At 44.4% G+C, this 17,759-nt stretch carries 11 protein-coding genes; 6 read left to right on the top strand and 5 right to left on the bottom strand.

The window, feature by feature from the left end:
• The first annotated feature begins 55 nt into the window (after positions 1-55).
• Positions 56-2,119, top strand: a complete 2,064-nt coding sequence (gene helD, locus AACQ42_RS15870) for a DNA helicase IV (RefSeq protein WP_176429636.1) — start codon at positions 56-58, stop codon at positions 2,117-2,119.
• 103 nt (positions 2,120-2,222) lie between these two features.
• Here the strand turns inward: helD and AACQ42_RS15865 are convergent, their stop codons facing one another.
• On the bottom strand, positions 2,223-2,678 hold the full coding sequence (locus AACQ42_RS15865) for a methylglyoxal synthase (protein ID WP_026027464.1): 456 nt from the start codon (positions 2,676-2,678) through the stop codon (positions 2,223-2,225).
• A gap of 52 nt (positions 2,679-2,730) precedes the next feature.
• On the bottom strand, positions 2,731-3,732 hold the full coding sequence (gene torT, locus AACQ42_RS15860; protein WP_088729656.1) for a TMAO reductase system periplasmic protein TorT: 1,002 nt from the start codon (positions 3,730-3,732) through the stop codon (positions 2,731-2,733).
• An 88-nt stretch (positions 3,733-3,820) separates the two neighbouring features.
• Between torT and torS the strand changes: the two genes are divergently transcribed.
• Positions 3,821-6,718 (top strand): TMAO reductase system sensor histidine kinase/response regulator TorS, encoded by a 2,898-nt coding sequence (gene torS, locus AACQ42_RS15855; protein ID WP_254918552.1) that lies wholly within the window; start codon positions 3,821-3,823, stop codon positions 6,716-6,718.
• 142 nt (positions 6,719-6,860) lie between these two features.
• On the opposite strand, the gene pyk is transcribed toward torS, so the two are convergent.
• Together pyk and AACQ42_RS15845 are read right to left on the bottom strand one after the other, a co-directional pair.
• Complete coding sequence (gene pyk / locus AACQ42_RS15850; RefSeq protein WP_019280880.1) at positions 6,861-8,324, bottom strand: pyruvate kinase; 1,464 nt, start codon at positions 8,322-8,324, stop codon at positions 6,861-6,863.
• Positions 8,325-8,511: 187 nt separating this feature from the next.
• On the bottom strand, positions 8,512-9,891 hold the full coding sequence (locus AACQ42_RS15845; RefSeq protein WP_088733419.1) for an MFS transporter: 1,380 nt from the start codon (positions 9,889-9,891) through the stop codon (positions 8,512-8,514).
• 275 nt (positions 9,892-10,166) lie between these two features.
• Here AACQ42_RS15845 and AACQ42_RS15840 point away from each other — a divergent pair, with 275 nt between their 5' ends.
• From AACQ42_RS15840 to AACQ42_RS15830, 3 genes are read left to right on the top strand one after another with little or no spacing between them, the layout of a single operon-like run.
• The gene (locus AACQ42_RS15840) at positions 10,167-11,519 is read left to right on the top strand and encodes an ABC transporter substrate-binding protein (RefSeq protein ID WP_094146905.1); all 1,353 of its coding nucleotides are present in this window, start codon (positions 10,167-10,169) and stop codon (positions 11,517-11,519) included.
• On the top strand, positions 11,516-13,864 hold the full coding sequence (locus AACQ42_RS15835) for an ATP-binding protein (protein ID WP_094164895.1): 2,349 nt from the start codon (positions 11,516-11,518) through the stop codon (positions 13,862-13,864). The genes AACQ42_RS15840 and AACQ42_RS15835 overlap by 4 nt, the downstream gene beginning before the upstream one ends.
• A complete protein-coding gene (locus AACQ42_RS15830; protein ID WP_013867894.1) occupies positions 13,854-15,122 on the top strand; it encodes a sigma-54-dependent transcriptional regulator in 1,269 nt (422 codons plus the stop codon). The genes AACQ42_RS15835 and AACQ42_RS15830 overlap by 11 nt, the downstream gene beginning before the upstream one ends.
• 181 nt (positions 15,123-15,303) lie before the next feature.
• On the opposite strand, the gene AACQ42_RS15825 is transcribed toward AACQ42_RS15830, so the two are convergent.
• On the bottom strand, positions 15,304-16,452 hold the full coding sequence (locus AACQ42_RS15825) for an iron-containing alcohol dehydrogenase (RefSeq protein ID WP_026029117.1): 1,149 nt from the start codon (positions 16,450-16,452) through the stop codon (positions 15,304-15,306).
• A gap of 165 nt (positions 16,453-16,617) precedes the next feature.
• On the opposite strand from AACQ42_RS15825, the gene AACQ42_RS15820 reads away from it, so the two are divergent.
• Entirely contained in the window at positions 16,618-17,499 is an 882-nt protein-coding gene (locus AACQ42_RS15820; protein WP_094164893.1) for an AraC family transcriptional regulator, read from the top strand.
• Positions 17,500-17,759: the final 260 nt, after the last annotated feature.

Raw genomic sequence — 17,759 nt, 5'->3', positions numbered from 1 at the left:
ATGCCCACTGTGATTGGTATATCATATTCACATTCTTATAAAAGAGCATAAAACCATGCAGCTGAGCGCAAATAAGCCTGCACAATTTCTCATTCAAGACGAATATAACCAAGTTGAACTTGACCAACAGCGTTTGATTATCTCCTCGGCTGTCAGCGAAGAGCGGATCCCGTTCACGGTTTGGAATGGTAAAGTCCGTGTTAAGCGTGGTTTGTTTTGGGGAGCATTGCAGTTTTTTGCGCATGAAGATGAAGGCGTTCAGCAATCATGGTTGGTGCAAGGTTTGCCTTGGCCCGAATGCCGACAGTTTGCCCATACGGCGGTAGCGGCTTATCAACAATGGCACAATCGTCAATGTGTGCAGTTGAGTCAGTATCTGCCTCGCTGGGAGCAAGAGCTCAATCGCTTGAAGCGTTTACCCTCTTTTTTGCCACACTCCTTATTAGATGTTTGGGCTTTGCAAGTGGAAGCTGATTTTTCGACGATGGACATGAAATTAGCCGAAGCACGTCAACGGCTACCTGATGCTATTGCTCAGCTCTCGCCTTGGCTTACGGATCGCTCGGCGTCCCTTGCCCAACGAAATCAACACTGGCTTGAATTGGAACGTCAAAACTGGGAAGTCTTATTCTCTCAAGTCGAAAGTTCTCCACTTAATTTGTCGCAGCAACACGCAGTGCTACTCAATGATGATCACAACCTCATCCTAGCGGGTGCAGGTTCGGGCAAAACCAGCGTTTTGACTGCGCGTGTTGCGTATCTACTCCAAAGTCACCTTGCACAGGCCCACGAAATTCTACTGGTGGCTTTTGGTCGCGATGCGTCGAAAGAGATGGAACAGCGATTAGATAGCAAAATCGGCATGGCGGCGGAACACGTTCGCGTTAATACCTTCCATCAGTTAGGGCTGAAAATTTTAAACGAGGTCGAAGGGCGAGAAGCGATCATTTCGCCTGTAGCTCTAGACAGTAACTTAAAGTTGGCATGGTGTATTGATTGGTTGAAGAAACATTGGATGACGCCGACCAATTTTAAGCGTTGGCAGAAGCATTTATCTAAATGGCCAATTGCTTATTTAGCTGGTGATGATGAACTGGGCAGCCATGTTGAAAACCCAAAGCTGATTGCATGGTTGGAAAAGCAGCTTGAGCAACTGGCTATGCTTGGTCTTGGGAAAAAGGAGCTGCAACAACGTTTGATTGACCATCCAGACTATTCACGGCTGAACAGTGAGCTCTCTTTGTGCTGGCCATGTTACCAAGCTTGGTTACAAATGCTCAAAGAGCAAAATCAAATCGATTTTAATATGATGATCAGCCGCGCAACGGAATACGTTGAAAAGGGCAAATTTAAATCGAATTGGAAATTCATTATGATCGATGAATACCAAGATATTTCACCACAGCGATTGGCGTTGATCCAATCTTTATGTGAGCAGCAGCCAGGAGCGTGTAACTTGTTTGCAGTGGGTGATGATTGGCAGTCAATCTATCAATTTGCTGGTTCTGACGTTGATCTTACGACTGGGTTTAGTGAACGCTTCCCACACTCGACGGTTCATTATCTGGATACGACTTATCGTTTTAATGATCAGTTGGGTGCGGTGGCTAACCAGTTTATTCAAGCCAATCCGAATCAGTTACCAAAAACACTTAACAGCTTCAAGCAGCAAAAACAAAAATCAGTTTTTATTGCACCAAGCAACAACATTGAAAAGATCTTGGATCAACTCAATCGCCAAGCGAATCGTACACAATCTGTGCTATTGCTTGGACGAAACCATTACCATAAACCAGAACTTCTTAACGACTGGAAAAAGCATTACCGCTCACTCAATATAGAATTTATGACTTGTCACGCCAGTAAAGGTAAAGAAGCCGATTTTGTTATTGTGCTCGGTGTTGATGAGGGACAGTTTCCGGCTCGAGTGAAAGCACTGCATATCGATAGTGCATTGAGCCAATCGAATGATGATTTCCCCTACGCCGAAGAGCGCCGTTTATTCTACGTTGCAATGACCCGCGCTAAAGAGAAAGTGTGGATCACGCACTCGGGCAGCGGCTCGGTTTTTGTTCGCGAATTGCTATCAGGGGATTACCCAGTGGTGAAGCAGAAATAACGCATCCTTTGAAAGGGGATGCGTTCACGCAGGCGATCAAGTTGTCTTATGTGGTGATTTGGATGTTGACTGTGTGTCTCTGTGCGTATGTAAAGGTTATAGGTTACATGCGTTCAGCTAGATAAGCTTGGTAATCAGGGATCTCGATATCGACCTCTTGCTCTATCAACTGTGAAGAGAACAAAAATTTAGCACTGGCGCGGTTTGTGGCAACTGGAATGTTCCAAACGCTGGCAATTCGTAGCAGAGCTTTTACATCAGGATCATGCGGTACGGCATTGAGTGGGTCCCAGAAGAAGATCAACACATCAATTTTGCCTTCAGAAATCAACGCGCCAATTTGTTGGTCGCCACCCATCGGACCGCTGATCATGCTTTTTATAGCAAGGCCAGTCTCTTTGCTGAGCATGTTGCCAGTGGTTCCTGTAGCGTATAAAAAATGGCGCTGTAGTTTTTCTTTATTTTCTTTTACCCAGCGAAGTAGTTCCGGTTTGCAGTTGTCGTGAGCGACGAGAGCGACATGCTTATGCGCAGGCATAGTCCGAGTCGTTGTTTGCATTGAAGAGTTCCTATGATTCAAATCAGTATGTTAAATAGCGAAATCGCCACTTTTATTCAATCTCTTTTACGCTAAAAGTCGGCCTATATTCAGATGGAGATAACGAATCTGCAATTATCTGCGGATTGAGTGACATAGGCGTTAAGGATTCGATAATCGGGGCGGCTTTTTTTTCATAAGGTTGCTGATTGAAAAAAGCCGCAGCTTGTTGAATGGAAAGCCTGCCTTGCTCGACCATTTTATCCGTTGGCGCAAATTCGACTCGGCCACGCAGCAGCCCGCGGTAGACGCCATGACTTAAATAGGTTGCCACCAAACCGATGTGGTTTGTCATCCCTGAGGTTCTCAATTCGCTGATCGCCGCTTCAATCGCGACGGCGCTGCCCACAATATAGCGAAGGTCAGCTCGCTCCAGCGCTTGTTGTACTAAATTACGCTGCAGTTCTTTATCATTATCTGCCCATAGGCTTTCCACTACGTTGATATCGCTGTCTTGTATTGCGCGATAAAAACCTTGGCTAACGGGTTGAGTACCACCACTGGTTTTCGGGCCAAGTAGCAAGGCTATATTGGTTTTCCCACTGCCTTGTGGGTGCTTATCAGCAAGATATTTTCCCGCGTAGTATCCCATCCAATACCAATCGACACCCACTTGACCTTGTAGCCGTGCAGCCTGCTGCTGATTGAGAATGAGCTGATTAACCGTTGCAAACACAGGCGTAGAAGCGACGTATGTGCTTAAGTCTGTCGTGTAAAGATCCGGTGCCACAGTACCGAGAATAATCGCATCAGCGCCCCAACGAACGCACAATGAAAGCTGTTCTTTTTGTCGTTCATGATTAGGATAACCACCCGATTCTAACACGCGTAAATTCAACTTCTGTTTTCTCGCCTCGTCAACCATTCCATAGTTGACTGATAACCAATAGGAATCTTTGAGGTGAGGGTATAAAGCGCAGACTTTCTTATGGGGTTCGGCGAATGTTGTGTTGCTAACCAAGCTTAAAATCAGCAGTAAAAGCGTTGGGGAAATAAGGTTTAAGATCAATTGCATTCGCTATTCGTTGGCATAACGTGAGTAAACACTGCAAAATATAGCCCATTCCGTGTTGCTTAAGAAGTAATGTTTGAGGTTGGGTGCCATGTTGTTAGCCAAAGCCAGTATTGGCCGAAAATTAATGTTGTCCTTTTCGGTAATGGCCCTGCTCGTTTTGTTATCGGCGTTGATCGGTGTGTTTGGTTTTTCGCTGGTGGCTAAAACCGAACGTAATGTGGTGAATTCTGCCATTCCTTCGATGCTGGAAGCGCGTCAAGTGTCGGAGTTAAGCACACGAATCATTACGTCTGTGCAAATGTTAACCAACTCAAAAACAGAGCAAGAGCGCCAGCAGTATGGCAAAGCGCTTTTCGATCAGCTCCAATCTTTGCTTAATCACATCAAGCAGTTGGGTGCCGATTCCTTTGATTCAGAACTGCTGACACGCCTAGAAAATGATGTTCAAAGCGTTATCGATACACTGGCTCAGCTTGGTATTACGGTTGAGCGTAAGTTGTATCTGGCACATGACTTAAGTGTTCGAGTGGAAGAGATGCGACAACTGGCGCTGCAATTGGAAGAGCTGACGCGCACTCAAGTGCTCAATACCAGTACCATCGCAGTGGCGAATGTGACGCATATTTATGACTTGTTACAAGCCGATAAAACGTCACAAGCGTACCAAGCGTTAGACGCTTTAGTGGAAGTAGACCTCGATCTTTCAGAGCGCTTGCATGAGCTTCATTTGCTGGCGTTCAAAATGCTCAGCCACATCGAAGAGACACGCACGGTTACCGATGTTGAGCGAATCCAACAAATCCAAACAGAGTTTTTGCATAACCTCACCATCATGCAGCGCAGAGTACGCGCGGTAGAAGACCCGACGCGTTCGAAGCAAATGACAGAGCTGCTTAATGAGTTAGAAAAGCGCAAAGTGGTTTTTAGTGTTTTGCAGCAACGTTATGATAACGAGCAGGTCGCGAAATCGCTCACACAAAACACCTTAGTACAGTTTTCAGATCTTAATACTACCGTCAGCCGCTTAGTAGATGACTCCAATCGTACAACGACTCACGCTGTTGCGCAGCTCTCTACAACCTTGAACATGGCACAGTATACATTGACCTTATTAACCTTGGTTGGCCTTCTCATTGCAGCTTTCATTATGTGGAAGGTCGTCTATCTGTCGGTGGTAAAACGTTTAGCCGAATATTCATCGGCACTGTTATCCATCGCAAAAGGGCAACTGCAGGTGGAAGTGGCAGTCCAAGGAGAGGATGAACTGGCGCAAATGGGGCAGGCGATCATCACGGCTCGCAATACCGCGCAGTCTCTTAAAGTGGTGGCGGAAAGTGAAGCGCAGGCGAGAGAGGCGTTACAAGAACATAAAGAGCACTTAGAGGAAGTGGTTACCGAGCGAACAGAACAATTACAACACACCAATGAGAAACTCAATATGGAAGTGTTGAATCATGCCAAAGCTCGCAACTTAGCCGAGCAAGCCAACCGTGCTAAATCGGCATTTTTGGCCACCATGAGCCATGAAATCCGCACACCAATGAATGGCGTATTGGGCACGGCTCGTTTATTACAAGAGATGCCATTAACCGTTCAACAGCGCCAGTATGTGGACGTGATTAACCGCAGCGGCCACACCTTGTTGTCCATTTTGAATGATGTGCTGGATTATTCAAAAATTGAGGCCGGACACTTAGAAATTCGCAATGCCAACTTTAATTTACATCAAATGGTGGACGATGTTTACCAACTGATGAAAGGACGTGCTGAAGAAAAGTCGCTTGAATTTACCAAGCAGATTGAACTGGATGTTGCTTCTTTTTGGGTGGGTGATATGACTCGCTTGGGTCAAGTGCTGACGAACCTTGTGGGTAATGCCATCAAATTTACCGATCAAGGTTATGTGGATATTTATGTCAGTCTTGATGCTGAAATGCCTAATCAAGTGACATTTGAAGTGTCGGATTCCGGTGTTGGAGTCAGTAAACAGGATCAAATCAGGCTGTTTGATGCGTTTACTCAAGCTTCCAGTGAACAGAGTTACAAAGGCGGTACTGGGCTTGGTTTGGCTATCAGCAAACGGCTTGTTGAAGCCATGGGCGGCGAGCTTAAGCTTGAATCAGATTTAGGCAAAGGAAGCCGTTTTGAGTTTACTGTTCCTTTACAGCGAGGAGAGGCAGTGGATGAAGTGGTTAAAAGGCCGATAGCCGCGACGCGAGAGGCCAACATCTTGCTGGTGGAGGATAACCCTGTTAACTGCATGGTTGCTGAAGGGTTTTTGACCAGTCTCGGTCATAATGTGCTCACCGCGAAAACAGGCGCTGAAGCTCGGGTTCTGTTTAGTGAACACCGGTTTGATATCGCACTGCTCGATATTAATCTACCTGACGTTAATGGTGTTGAGCTGTTGGCGCAGCTCAAACTTATCGAAAATGAACAGTATTCGCATCTACGCTCCACACCGATGATTGCTATTTCGGCGCATGTGTTTAATGAAGAGGTGGAAAGCTATTTAGCGGCTGGTTTTGATGGCTATTTGCCCAAACCTTTAGTCAAAGAAGATCTTGCACAACTTGTCCAGCAACGTATTGAACACAATACCTTACTCGTTGAGTTGAGTGTGCCTACGCACGCAACCTCGGATAGCCAAAAATCCGCTCGTCCGATTATGGACGAGCGGATCCTACTCGCGGATATTGAAGTGCTAGGGCGTGACAAGATGGATGAAATCATTGAGCTGTTCGCCGATTGCACGCATGAATACCTACACGAGTTTCGTCAATCGAGGGAACAGGCTCAGGTCGTTAAGTCGTTAGCACACAAATTGAAAGGTTCAGCTGGCAGCTTAGGTTTGCATGCCTTGTTTGATCTGTGTTTAGTCATTGAGAAAAGTGCTGACTCTGCGCAAACTTATCAAGAGCTACAAGCGGAATTAGAAGCCTTAGCCGCTCAATCCATTCATTCACTCAGGTTACTGTTTATATAAATAATTGGCTGTTGGCATTATTAAAAAGGGCCTGCGACAAGCGCAGGCCAAGTTCCCTGTGGAGCAAGGTTTTTTTAGGGGGAGGTTGAGATCACTGAATAATTTTAATGATCTCATGATTAGCGGCGCAGAACCCTACATTCTACGCGGCTAATTCTTTTACTACTGGCAACGTCAATAAACGACAGACGTTAATATTACCCACGCCTTCGATCGATTCTAATTGTGTCATCAAAATGGATGAAATATGGCGGTTAGCTGCGTCTTGTGCCAGAGCGTTAAGCACTTGCTGAGACAGCAAATCCGCTTGTGTCGCTAATGATGGAATATAGGTTGGTGTAACGCCGCGCAAAATGGTTAATTTACGCAGCAGTTCAGGCCTGTCGGAGAGTGCCCAAATGGTAGCTTGGCTTTGACAGCGAGACATCAACAGTGGTGTTTCTCCCTGTTGAGTTAAAATGGCGACCCCAAGATCTTTGTGAACCTTAGTCGCCGATATCATGGAAGAAAGCGCGAAGCTTTTGCCCGCATCGCTGCACAAATGATGCAGTTTATCCCATGAATTTTGCGCACAGCCTAACTCTTGTTCTGCACCATGAGCGATACGCACCATCGCTTCTACTGCTTCAATGGGATAGCTTCCCGCCGCTGATTCTGCTGATAGCATAATAGCGTCAGTGCCATCAATAATCGCGTTTGCTACATCAAGCACTTCTGCGCGTGTTGGCAGCGGGTTGTCAATCATCGACTCCAGCATTTGTGTTGCGGTGATAACGGGTTTGCCTAAATAGTTTGAGCGCGCAATCAACGCTTTTTGTACGCCGGGTAGGCGAGCATCACCGATTTCAACGCCTAAATCACCACGAGCAACCATCACTACGTCGGATGCATTGATGACCGCGTCCATATTTTTTTGATCGCTCACCACTTCGGCTCGCTCTACTTTGGCGACAATATGTGCATGACATCCGGCTTGTACCGCTAACCGGCGCGCTTCATGTAAATCCTGGGCATTACGTGGAAATGAGACGGCTAGAAAATCGGCTTGGAGTTTCGCGGCAGTGATGATGTCTCGTTTGTCTTTGTCCGTCAGTGCTGGCGCGGAAAGGCCACCACCGAGCAAATTAATGCCTTTGCGATTAGACAGCTTACCGTTGTTTATGACGCGAGTTTTTACCCACTGCTGTGGTTTGTTGAGTTCTTCGACCCGGAGTTGTACTCGGCCATCATCAAGCAGTAAAGTATCACCCAACTTCAAGTCTTGAATCAGTTGCGGGTAATCTAAGCCTACACGTTCTTGGTTACCAGCCATTGTGGGGTGAAGCCCATCGAGAATAAATGAGTCACCCGCTTTTAGAGTGATCGCACCGTCTTCAAAACAGGAAATACGGATCTTAGGTCCTTGTAAATCGACTAATATGCCGACACTGACACCAAGCTTTTGTGAAATGTCACGTACTAACATCGCGCGTTCAATATGCTCGTCAGCGGTGCCGTGAGAAAAGTTTAAACGTACAACGTTAACACCAGCATTAATGAGCTTGGTGATCATCTCACGGCTTTGGCTTGCAGGGCCAAGCGTTGCAACGATTTTTGTTTTACACATAGTGGTATCCTATAACGACACTCGCTATAGCCATTTTACTTGAAGTTATGGTGGTGCTAATTGCACTTGTCCATTGCTCTCGGCCGACATTTGGTCGATTTTTCAAGTGATTTGGATATAGAAAATAAGAATGAAAATAAGAAAATAACAGGGAGGATTATCCTCCCTGTATCAAGGGTGTTATAGATTAGAGACTTGGTTTCGTTTCCAGTATTTGGCCCGTAGGAGCATCAATATCCGTTACTTTCTTGGCATTCCATACCGTAGTCGCAAGCAGTAAAGAAATCACGCCAGCGGCCAACCAGAAATATTGTGCTTGAGTAAAGTCATATTTGGTTACGCCATCCACTTCCGTCATTTTAATCAGTGATGAAGACACCAGTTCTTGAGCCGAAGCGGCTAAGTAAGAGAACAAACCAATAAAGCCCTTTACGGCACCGACGGCATTTTTAGGCATTAAGTCACAAGCCGTTAGGCCAGCAAGAAATACGACAAGCCCACCAATCGCAAAGCCAATTAAGCCTAGAGCAACAGCATCTACCATACGGTTATCGGGGCCGAAGAACATCAAGCACATACCTGCAATATTGGCAAATCCGTAAAGTAGCGTTGGGATATGACGGTTAGCGTTGAATACTTTATCTGAAATGATACCAGACAAAATAGCGCCCGCGAGGCCTGCAATAGGGTAAGTGGACATTGCAAAACCAGCATCAATCAGTGAATAACCTTTGGTTTCTTGTAGGTATAACACCGCCCAAGAAGACATCGCATAGCGAGAGATATACATCGCGGCACAAGCAGCGGCAATCAGCCAGACAGTCGGTTGCTTCAAAATGAACAGTTGAGCGCGACGTGTTTCTTTTGGATCGTTGGCTTTTTTGAACTCGGGCTCTTCACCAAATGCTGTTGCAACATCAGGTAAACCATAGGTCTGCGGACGATCTTTCAGTACAAAGAACATAATCAATGCAGCGATGATGGCGGCAATGCCCGCACCGATGAAACCCGCTTGCCAACCTAAATAACTCACTAGCGTTGCTGTTAGAATCCAAGTGATGCCTTCGCCGATATTTCGAGATCCTCCCCAAATTGAATAACGGCTTCCGCGTTGTTTAGGTGAGAACCATTGGAAAAGCGAGACGCAAGAAGGCGCAGAACCCACCGATTGGAACCAACCATTGACGGCCCAAAGTAACACAAAGAAGAATGCCGTGGTGTTCAACCCCATGAATATGGCAGTGGCACCGGAAAGCAGTAGTGAGAACGACATAAATCGGCCGATGTTGGCGTAGTCAGAAAGGAAACCGTTCGAAAACTTACCAAATGCGTAGGTGAAGAAGAAGGCTGATCCCATGATCCCGAGTTCTTCTATCGATACGATGCCCGCATCAAGCATCGGTTTTTTAACGACGCCTAAACTCATACGAACCACATAGAACATGGCGTATCCAAAGACTAAGCCTAAGAATACTTGCCATTGAAAACTTTTGAAACGCGATTGCATTGCGCCCTGAGAGCTATCCGATAGCGGTAGATCTGGGCGAGTTTTAAAAAAGTTAAGCATGGAGCTCTCCATTCATCAAATACTAAATAGGGTTATTACTAAATAGGGTTGTTTCGTTGTCGGAATGCATCTTCAAACAAATGGGTATGGGGCTCAAAAGTGCCAATTTGAGGCAGAAATGACTCAAATTGAGAGTGTGAATGGGTCAAAAATGGGAATTCAGCGAAGGGTAAATTATGTTTTGCTGATAAAATTGAAATTGTAATACGCTGTTTTGCGTCATAACTGACACAAATGTTTAATAATTTATTTTTAGCTAAACGGTAGAGTTTTGAGTGAACGCACAATTTTTAGGGTTTTGTGATTTAAAAGCGGTTTCCCGTTCTTGTACCTTATTACGCTGGTGCAAATGGATGGTGCTACTAGGATCGATAGCGGCGGCTATCAATACCGCTTATGCAAAAGAGAATGAGTTAGTCATACTGACCACATTTTCACGTGAACCCTTGCTACCTCTTATTGAAGAGTTCAGCAAACAGTATCAAGGGGTTGATGTGCAAGTTGTCCACCGTAGAGCACAATCGAGTATTCAACTGCTTAATAAAAGCTATATCCAGAATATTGATGTAGTGCTGAGCTCATCGCCTTTTTTAATGCAGCATTTAGCAAATAGCAATAAGCTCGCAACCTTACCTGCCCATTTGCAACCACCAGAATGGTTAAAACCCTACATGTTACCGCCAACCGATAAAGTCGTGACGATAGGCTATTCTGGCGCTGGTTTGGTATGGAATCGTGACTATCTCAGCTTACATCATTTACCGACGCCTACGTCGTTCACCGATCTGGCTAATTTTATCTACTTTGACCACATCACGATGAGTACCCCAACACGTTCGGGTACTACTCAGTTAATGGTCGAGAGCATTCTTGCTAAATATGGTTGGCAACAAGGGTGGCGGATTTTACTGAACGTGGGGGCAAATTTAGGGACAATTTCCTCACGCAGTTTTGGTGTGAGTGATTATGTAGCCAAAGGGCAATTTGGGATAGGCCCAACGATTGATAGCTATGCCAGCATATTAGAACGAAAATTTGAGCACGTTCAATTTCGCTATGATGAAAGTTTTACCCTAATGCCCACATACGTCGCCCAAGTGAGCCTGCGTGAAAATGATCAATATGCGAAGGCATTCATCGATTTATTGATGTCAAAATCGGTACAAACGAATATGGATAGCAATGATTTTTCTAAACATGCGATAAACGATAAATCCCTGTTTAATGAGGCATATACACAGTTGTCCATGGCATCCATTACACATCGTGAGGAGTTAGTTAACTTATTGTTTGAAATTGCGATTACCAAACGCTTACCTCAGTTAAAAGACACTTGGCTCGCAATCAATCATGCTAAAACCAAGTACGCACACAATGAACCCGCTCTGAAGCTCATTGAAAATATTGAAACTCGAGTGTTCTCTTTACCTGTGACCGAAACAGAGTTAGCCGTGGTATATCAGTCATGGCAAAAAATCAGTGTTGATGAGGCGCAGTATGAGACACACTCCGCCGCCATTTCTATGCAAGTAGCGGAGCTGACGCATCGTTGGAAGATGCAGTTGGCATTAACCTTAGAAGAAGCTTTGTCCGATCTAAAAAACTTGGACCGGGTCGATACGCCATGATTTTTCCGAAATACAACACGATTGGCGCGAGACTGGTTTTAGCCTTTGCTTGTAGTACCTTGCTGTTGACGATTGTCAGCATCGTCGCATGGGGAACATGGAATAGTTTAGATAATCAAGTGAGCGAGCTGCTTGATAAAAGTGTTCCTAAATATAATGCCAGTTATCTGCTCGAAAGCAGTAGTTCGGAAATTAAAAGACGGATCGAAATCATCTCAAATACGCGTAACAAAGTTGAGTTGGATGAGCAACGGCAACGTTTGGATAACAATTTAACGACGATCAGCAAAATATTAAGCGAGATTGAATTGAACAGCGAGCAGCAACGGCTGCTTGCTGGGTATCAACGGCTACGTAATCTTAGTGAGCAATTTGGTCTTCTGGTCGGGCAACGGATTGATCAAAGTCGTCAAATTGAGTTACTTCAAGAGCAGATCCAATGGCTACATCAAGATATTGGTTCTGAGTTGACTCCGCTGCGCCAAGAAATACAGTGGCAGCTAGAGCGTAAAATGAAAGGCAATGAAAGCGACATGCTGTTTGCGAGTTTAGGGGCTGTCCAGTCTATCCTAGATGGTGAGGCTCAAACGTTTATGTTCGCAAAAGAGCTCATCCAATCTAAGCATATTAGCCAAGTGAATAATGGCATGAAAGTACTACAGTACCGCCTTGAAGAACTGTACGCACAGAGTGCGCCGATTTTTTCACAACCTGCAACCATCGCCTATCAACAATTACTCAGTGAGCTAATGGATGTATTGAGTTTGAATGGCTCTTTCCATCAAAACTTACGTTCTATGGTGCGTTTAAATGCCCAGCTTGATGATATTCGAGCTGAAGTTCAGCAACAGCTTCTCCACCAACATACTGATATTGCGATGTTGGTCGCCAACGCCGATGAGTCGTTTGTTCAAGCGAAAAAAGAGACCACGGAACTGGTTTCTCATGGTAACCGTATTCTGTTTGTCTGCTTTAGCTTATCGATCATTATCAGTTTGTTTTTGACTTACTATTTCATCAATCGTCGGATTGTGGGCCGACTTAACCGCCTTAGCGACAGTTTAGATGCCATCATTCATAATGATCTTTCACACCCTATTGTGGTAGACGGCAGAGATGAAATTGGCCGGATCAGTGAAAAATTGGTTCAGTATGGTAAAAAAGTGGAGGAAATGGACCGAACCAACGCACTGAGTTTGATTAACAATACGCAAGCGAGTTTAATCACTTGTGATTTGGATGGTTATATTGAATCGGCTAATTTAAGCGCTCGTGTTCGCTTGAATATAGACCAGAATGAGGACCCGAAAGCCTTTTGGCTCTGTTTTTCAACGTCAACTCAATCGCAGTTGCGAGCACTGTTTAACCCAGAGGCTAAGTTGATCGAAAATGGTGCAGATGTCATTACGCTATCGTTAGGCGATGTGGATAAACCTTATTACTTGCGCTTGTATTTACGTAAGTATACCCACGGTTTAAGCGATAAAGTTATCATCACGATTACGGATGTTACCGATCAAGAGCACGCTAATCGATTATTAGAAGAGCGAGTTCGAGCAAAAACTCATTCATTACGTGAAAAAAATCATCAGTTACTCGCTGAAATTGAGCAGCACCACCGGACCGAAAACCATCTTAAAAAAACACAAAGTGAGTTAGTACAAGCCGCTAAAATGGCGGTGGTCGGGCAAACGATGACCAGTTTAGCGCACGAATTGAATCAACCATTAAGCGCAATGTCGACTTATCTCTATAGCGTAAACCTTGCTTTAGAGCAGAAGAAAACAGAGCAAATCAGACATTCCATCGATCATATTGAACATTTAACAGAGCGAATGGGCAAAATCATCAATGGGTTACGTCATTTTTCTCGTAAAAGTAGCAGTGATGAAACCCTTACCCCTGTCTTGATTACTGACGTTATCGGTCAGGCTATGTTGTTGGTTGAAACGAAAGCGAAACGTCAACAGATAGTATTGCAAAGCCATATTCATCAACCAATTCAAGTCATTGCAGATCAAATCGGCTTGGAACAGGTATTGATTAATTTGTTGGTAAATGGCTGTGAAGCGGTTGTGGGATGTGAGCACAAAAAAGTTGACGTGATATTGCTGTCGAGTACGCCAACGCATCACGTTGTTGCAGTATGCGATTCAGGGGCTGGATTTGCTCATGATGTCGTTGAAAAACTCTTTACGCCCTTTACCACGACCAAAGAAGTAGGGTTGGGCTTAGGGCTGAATATTTGCCGCTCGCTCATAGGAAAAATAAAGGGTCAAATTTATCTTGCCTCGACAGTCAGTCGAGGTGCAATGGTCGTGCTGGAGTTGCCTTATGAATCATAATTATTCTGTTTTATTGATTGATGATGACCAAGATGTCCTTGACTCATATTCTCATCTTATGTCGATAGCTAATTTGCCATCAAAAGCACTTCTTAACCCCACCAAAGCGTGTGAGTTTATCCATTCTGATTGGGCTGGAGTGATATTGCTTGATGTCTATATGCCACAAATGAACGGCATTGAATTGCTTAAAGCGATTAAATCGATTGATGAGCATATTCCTGTGATTGTCATTACTGGCCACGGAGACATTCCTATGGCGGTAGAGGCGGTCAAAATAGGGGCATGCGATTTTCTTGAAAAGCCAATCAATCCTGCGGAGTTATTGAGCTTAGTGAAGAAAAATCTCGATATTCGTCGTCATTTTGTACAACAAAAAACGGCTATGGCCAACTCAATCAAATGCGAACTCATCGGAAAATCCGCTCAAATGGGGCAAATTCGCCACCATGTTGCTCAGTATTCAATGCTCAACAGTCATGTTGTTATTTGTGGAGAATCGGGTGTTGGGCGGCATACTATTGCATATCTCATCCACCAACTGACACAGGGTAATCATGCTTCATCTCTGGTGGAATTAACCGTTTCATCAGCGACCACGCTCGCACAGATTGAACAAAAATTAGATGCAAGTGAAAACGGTACATTGCTAATAGACCACATCGAATTACTTTCTGAAGAATTGCAGCGTTATTTGACTCAGAGGATGCTTAACCAAGAACGCCTAAGCAAAGCTCGAACGCGCGTTATTGCTATTTTAGGTACGGAACCTGAGGCCTTGATTACGGCTAATCGGTTGCAGCCAGAACTCTATTATTTGCTAAACCAAGGCGTGATAGAGGTGCCTGTACTTCGACATCGTCCCGATGATATCGCTACTTTGTTCCATTATTTTCTCAAGCAGAGTTGTAATAAATTGGCGAAACCTTTGCCAGCGGTAGAACTGAGTTATTTGTCGCTACTGCGTGCACATCAATGGCCGGGAAATGTACGAGAGCTGAGAAATGTAGCTGAATTATATGCGATAGGTATTGTAAAACTGACGGGAAAAGAGCGTTTGTACAATCAGTCTGATCTTTTATCACCGCTTGATGAATTGGTGGATGATTACGAAAAGCAAATTATTGAAGATGCATTATTTCTCCATTCTGGTCGCGTCGCTGATGCCGCAAATTATCTGCAAGTACCGCGTAAAAAGCTCTACTTACGAATGAAAAAACATGGTTTAGAAAAGGATGACTTTAAAAGTCGTTATTAGTTTTTCAATTTTAGGTGGTGGATCAGTTTGATAATGCTGACATGGTAATGAAAGGCCGCTACATAAAGTATCCAATACAAAAAAAGTACAAAAAAAGCAGCGCCCAATTGCGCTGCTTGATGTAGCTGAATCTATGCTATTGGAATGTGGAAATCACTATTCACTCGTCTAAAAAATGAGGCTAAATGATAGCTTGTTCCAAAATTTCCCGTGATTTTTCAAGCGTGATGGCTTGCTGTTCACCCAAAACAAGCATTCCATGTGCGTTCAGTTGAGCGATAACTGCGTCTATGGCTGCTTGCTTACTGCTATTATGATCCGCAAATTGAGTTGGAACATTCAAGCTGTGGTAGAAGGCTTCAATCGCATCGATTGTGCGTAAGGCAAGATCGCTAGTTTGATTGAGTCCAAAGACATTTTTGCCCATTTGCTCAAGTTTAGCGCGTTTGTTCTCAAGTTGATTGCGCAGTAGGGAAGGCTGCACAATCGCTAGCGAACGGGCGTGATCAACATGCCATAATGCGGTGAACTCGTGACCAATCATATGAGTCGCCCAATCTTGTGGAACGCCAGTACCGATCAGGCCATTTAGTGCTTGGTTTGCTGTCCACATCAGGTTTGCTCGCCATCCATCATTATCACGCTGGTCATATTGTTGACCCAATACCAGCAAGTTTTTAAGTAAAGTTTCGGCATAGCCGTCTTGAACCATTGCATTGGTTGGCAAGGTTAAATATTGCTCACAGACGTGTACCCAAGCATCAACAATACCGTTGATCAACTGGCGCTCAGGCAGTGATTTCATTACATCTGGATCAAGCACTGCGAACTTAGGCTGTACCGCTGGAGCCATAAAGGCCAATTTGTCTTGTGTTTGTGCTTTGGTAATGACCGCACCCATGTTGGATTCAGAACCGGTTGCTGGCAGAGTCAGAATTGCACCGATAGGCGTAGCTTCAGTAACTTGATGTTTACCCACCATGATGTCCCAGCCATCCCCATCATACTTAGCCGCCGCGGCAACGTATTTTGAACCATCGATAACCGAACCACCACCCACGGCAAGAATAAAGTCGATGTCCTGTTCTTTGACGATAGCAACCGCTTTATCTAAGGTTTCTTTGGTTGGGTTTGCTTCTACACCTGAAAACTCGACCCATTGGTGGTCAGTGAGTGCACTCACGACTTGGTCATAAACACCATTTTTTTTGATCGAACCGCCACCGTAGATCACCAGTACTTTTTGGTCAGTTGGAATCGCCTGACTGATCGCCGAGATTTGGCCTTGGCCGAAGTGAATTAGAGTAGGGTTAACATAAGTAAATTTCATTATTCTCACCTTTGCTTATAGAAAAGGAGGCGGCGCCTCCAAGGCAGTGTTTTACGATGTGCATATTAGTATTAATTATCCAGTCAATATAGACCAATTTCTCGAAATTAATTGCCTAATTCTCTAATTGTCGTATTCTTCCTTCAGTTTTGATAAGGGGGCATTATGAGTAAACTGGCGCAACTGATGCAGCAATACATTGAAAAACAATCTTTAGATCATTTGGAAGGTATTCACCAAACGGCAGTGCCGGGCGTATTGTTTTATCGCAGCAGCCGCGGTAATGGTAGACAACCCCTTGTGTATCAATCCGGTATCATATTGTTGGGGCAAGGACATAAACGCATTCATATTGGTAGCCAACCCGTAAATTATGGCCCCAATGATTACTTGGTTGTTGGGGTACCTTTACCACTTGAGTGCGAAGCTTTTGCGTCAGAAAGTGAACCGTTATTGGGCTTGACTATTAATATCGATCACTCACTTCTCCTTAAGCAGGTTGATCGACTTGAGGCTTCTGGTTTTTTATCTGATTGCATAGACAAATCAAAATGCGGGCTGAAATCAGTAGAAATGGGCGAAAAGATGCAAGCAAGTGCGATTCGTTTGATGTCTGCATTGGTTGATGATCTTGAAGCTAAAGTGCTTGGCGAAAGCTTAGTCGAGGAGATTGTGTTTCGGGCATTAACCAGCGAGCACGGTTATGTGCTTTTTGATCTCGCTCATCAAGAAGGGCACTACGCCCGGATAGCCAAAGCGTTGAGTAAAGTACATCAAGAATATGATCAGTCCATTACCGTTCAGTTACTCGCCGAAGAAGCCAATATGAGTGTTTCGGCGTTTCACCACGCCTTTAGGCTGGTGACGTTAGAATCTCCTTTACAATATTTAAAAAAAGTCAGGCTTAACAGAGCGAAAGAGCTGATTCGTGTGGAAGGCAAGCGTGTGAACGATGCCGCTCGCTTAGTTGGTTATGCTAGCGCATCTCAGTTTAGTCGAGAATATAAGCGACATTTTAATGAAACCCCAAGAGGAGTACAGCGTTAGAAATAGCGCATAAAGTTAAACTCTACATTTTTGTAACAATTAGTGTTGTTGCATATTTTTTGCTCTTTTTGATAGTGTGTAAGTTAAATAACCGGCAGGCAGTCCGTACATTGTTCTGATTTCGGAGCTTTTTTTAGAATCGGAAAATTAACCAATAATTAGTTGTTGATGCAAAATAACGATGCCTCTTTTGCAGAAATAGTGCAACTTGTTGCGAGTGATTTTTGATATTTGAACAAATTGAGGTGCTTATTTATCGC

The organism is Vibrio sp. V12_P9A6T4 (assembly GCF_963874835.1).
Lineage (GTDB): Bacteria > Pseudomonadota > Gammaproteobacteria > Enterobacterales > Vibrionaceae > Vibrio > Vibrio anguillarum.
The sequence above is the reverse complement of the archived record's forward strand: the minus strand, read 5'-3'. Positions and strand labels throughout refer to the sequence as shown.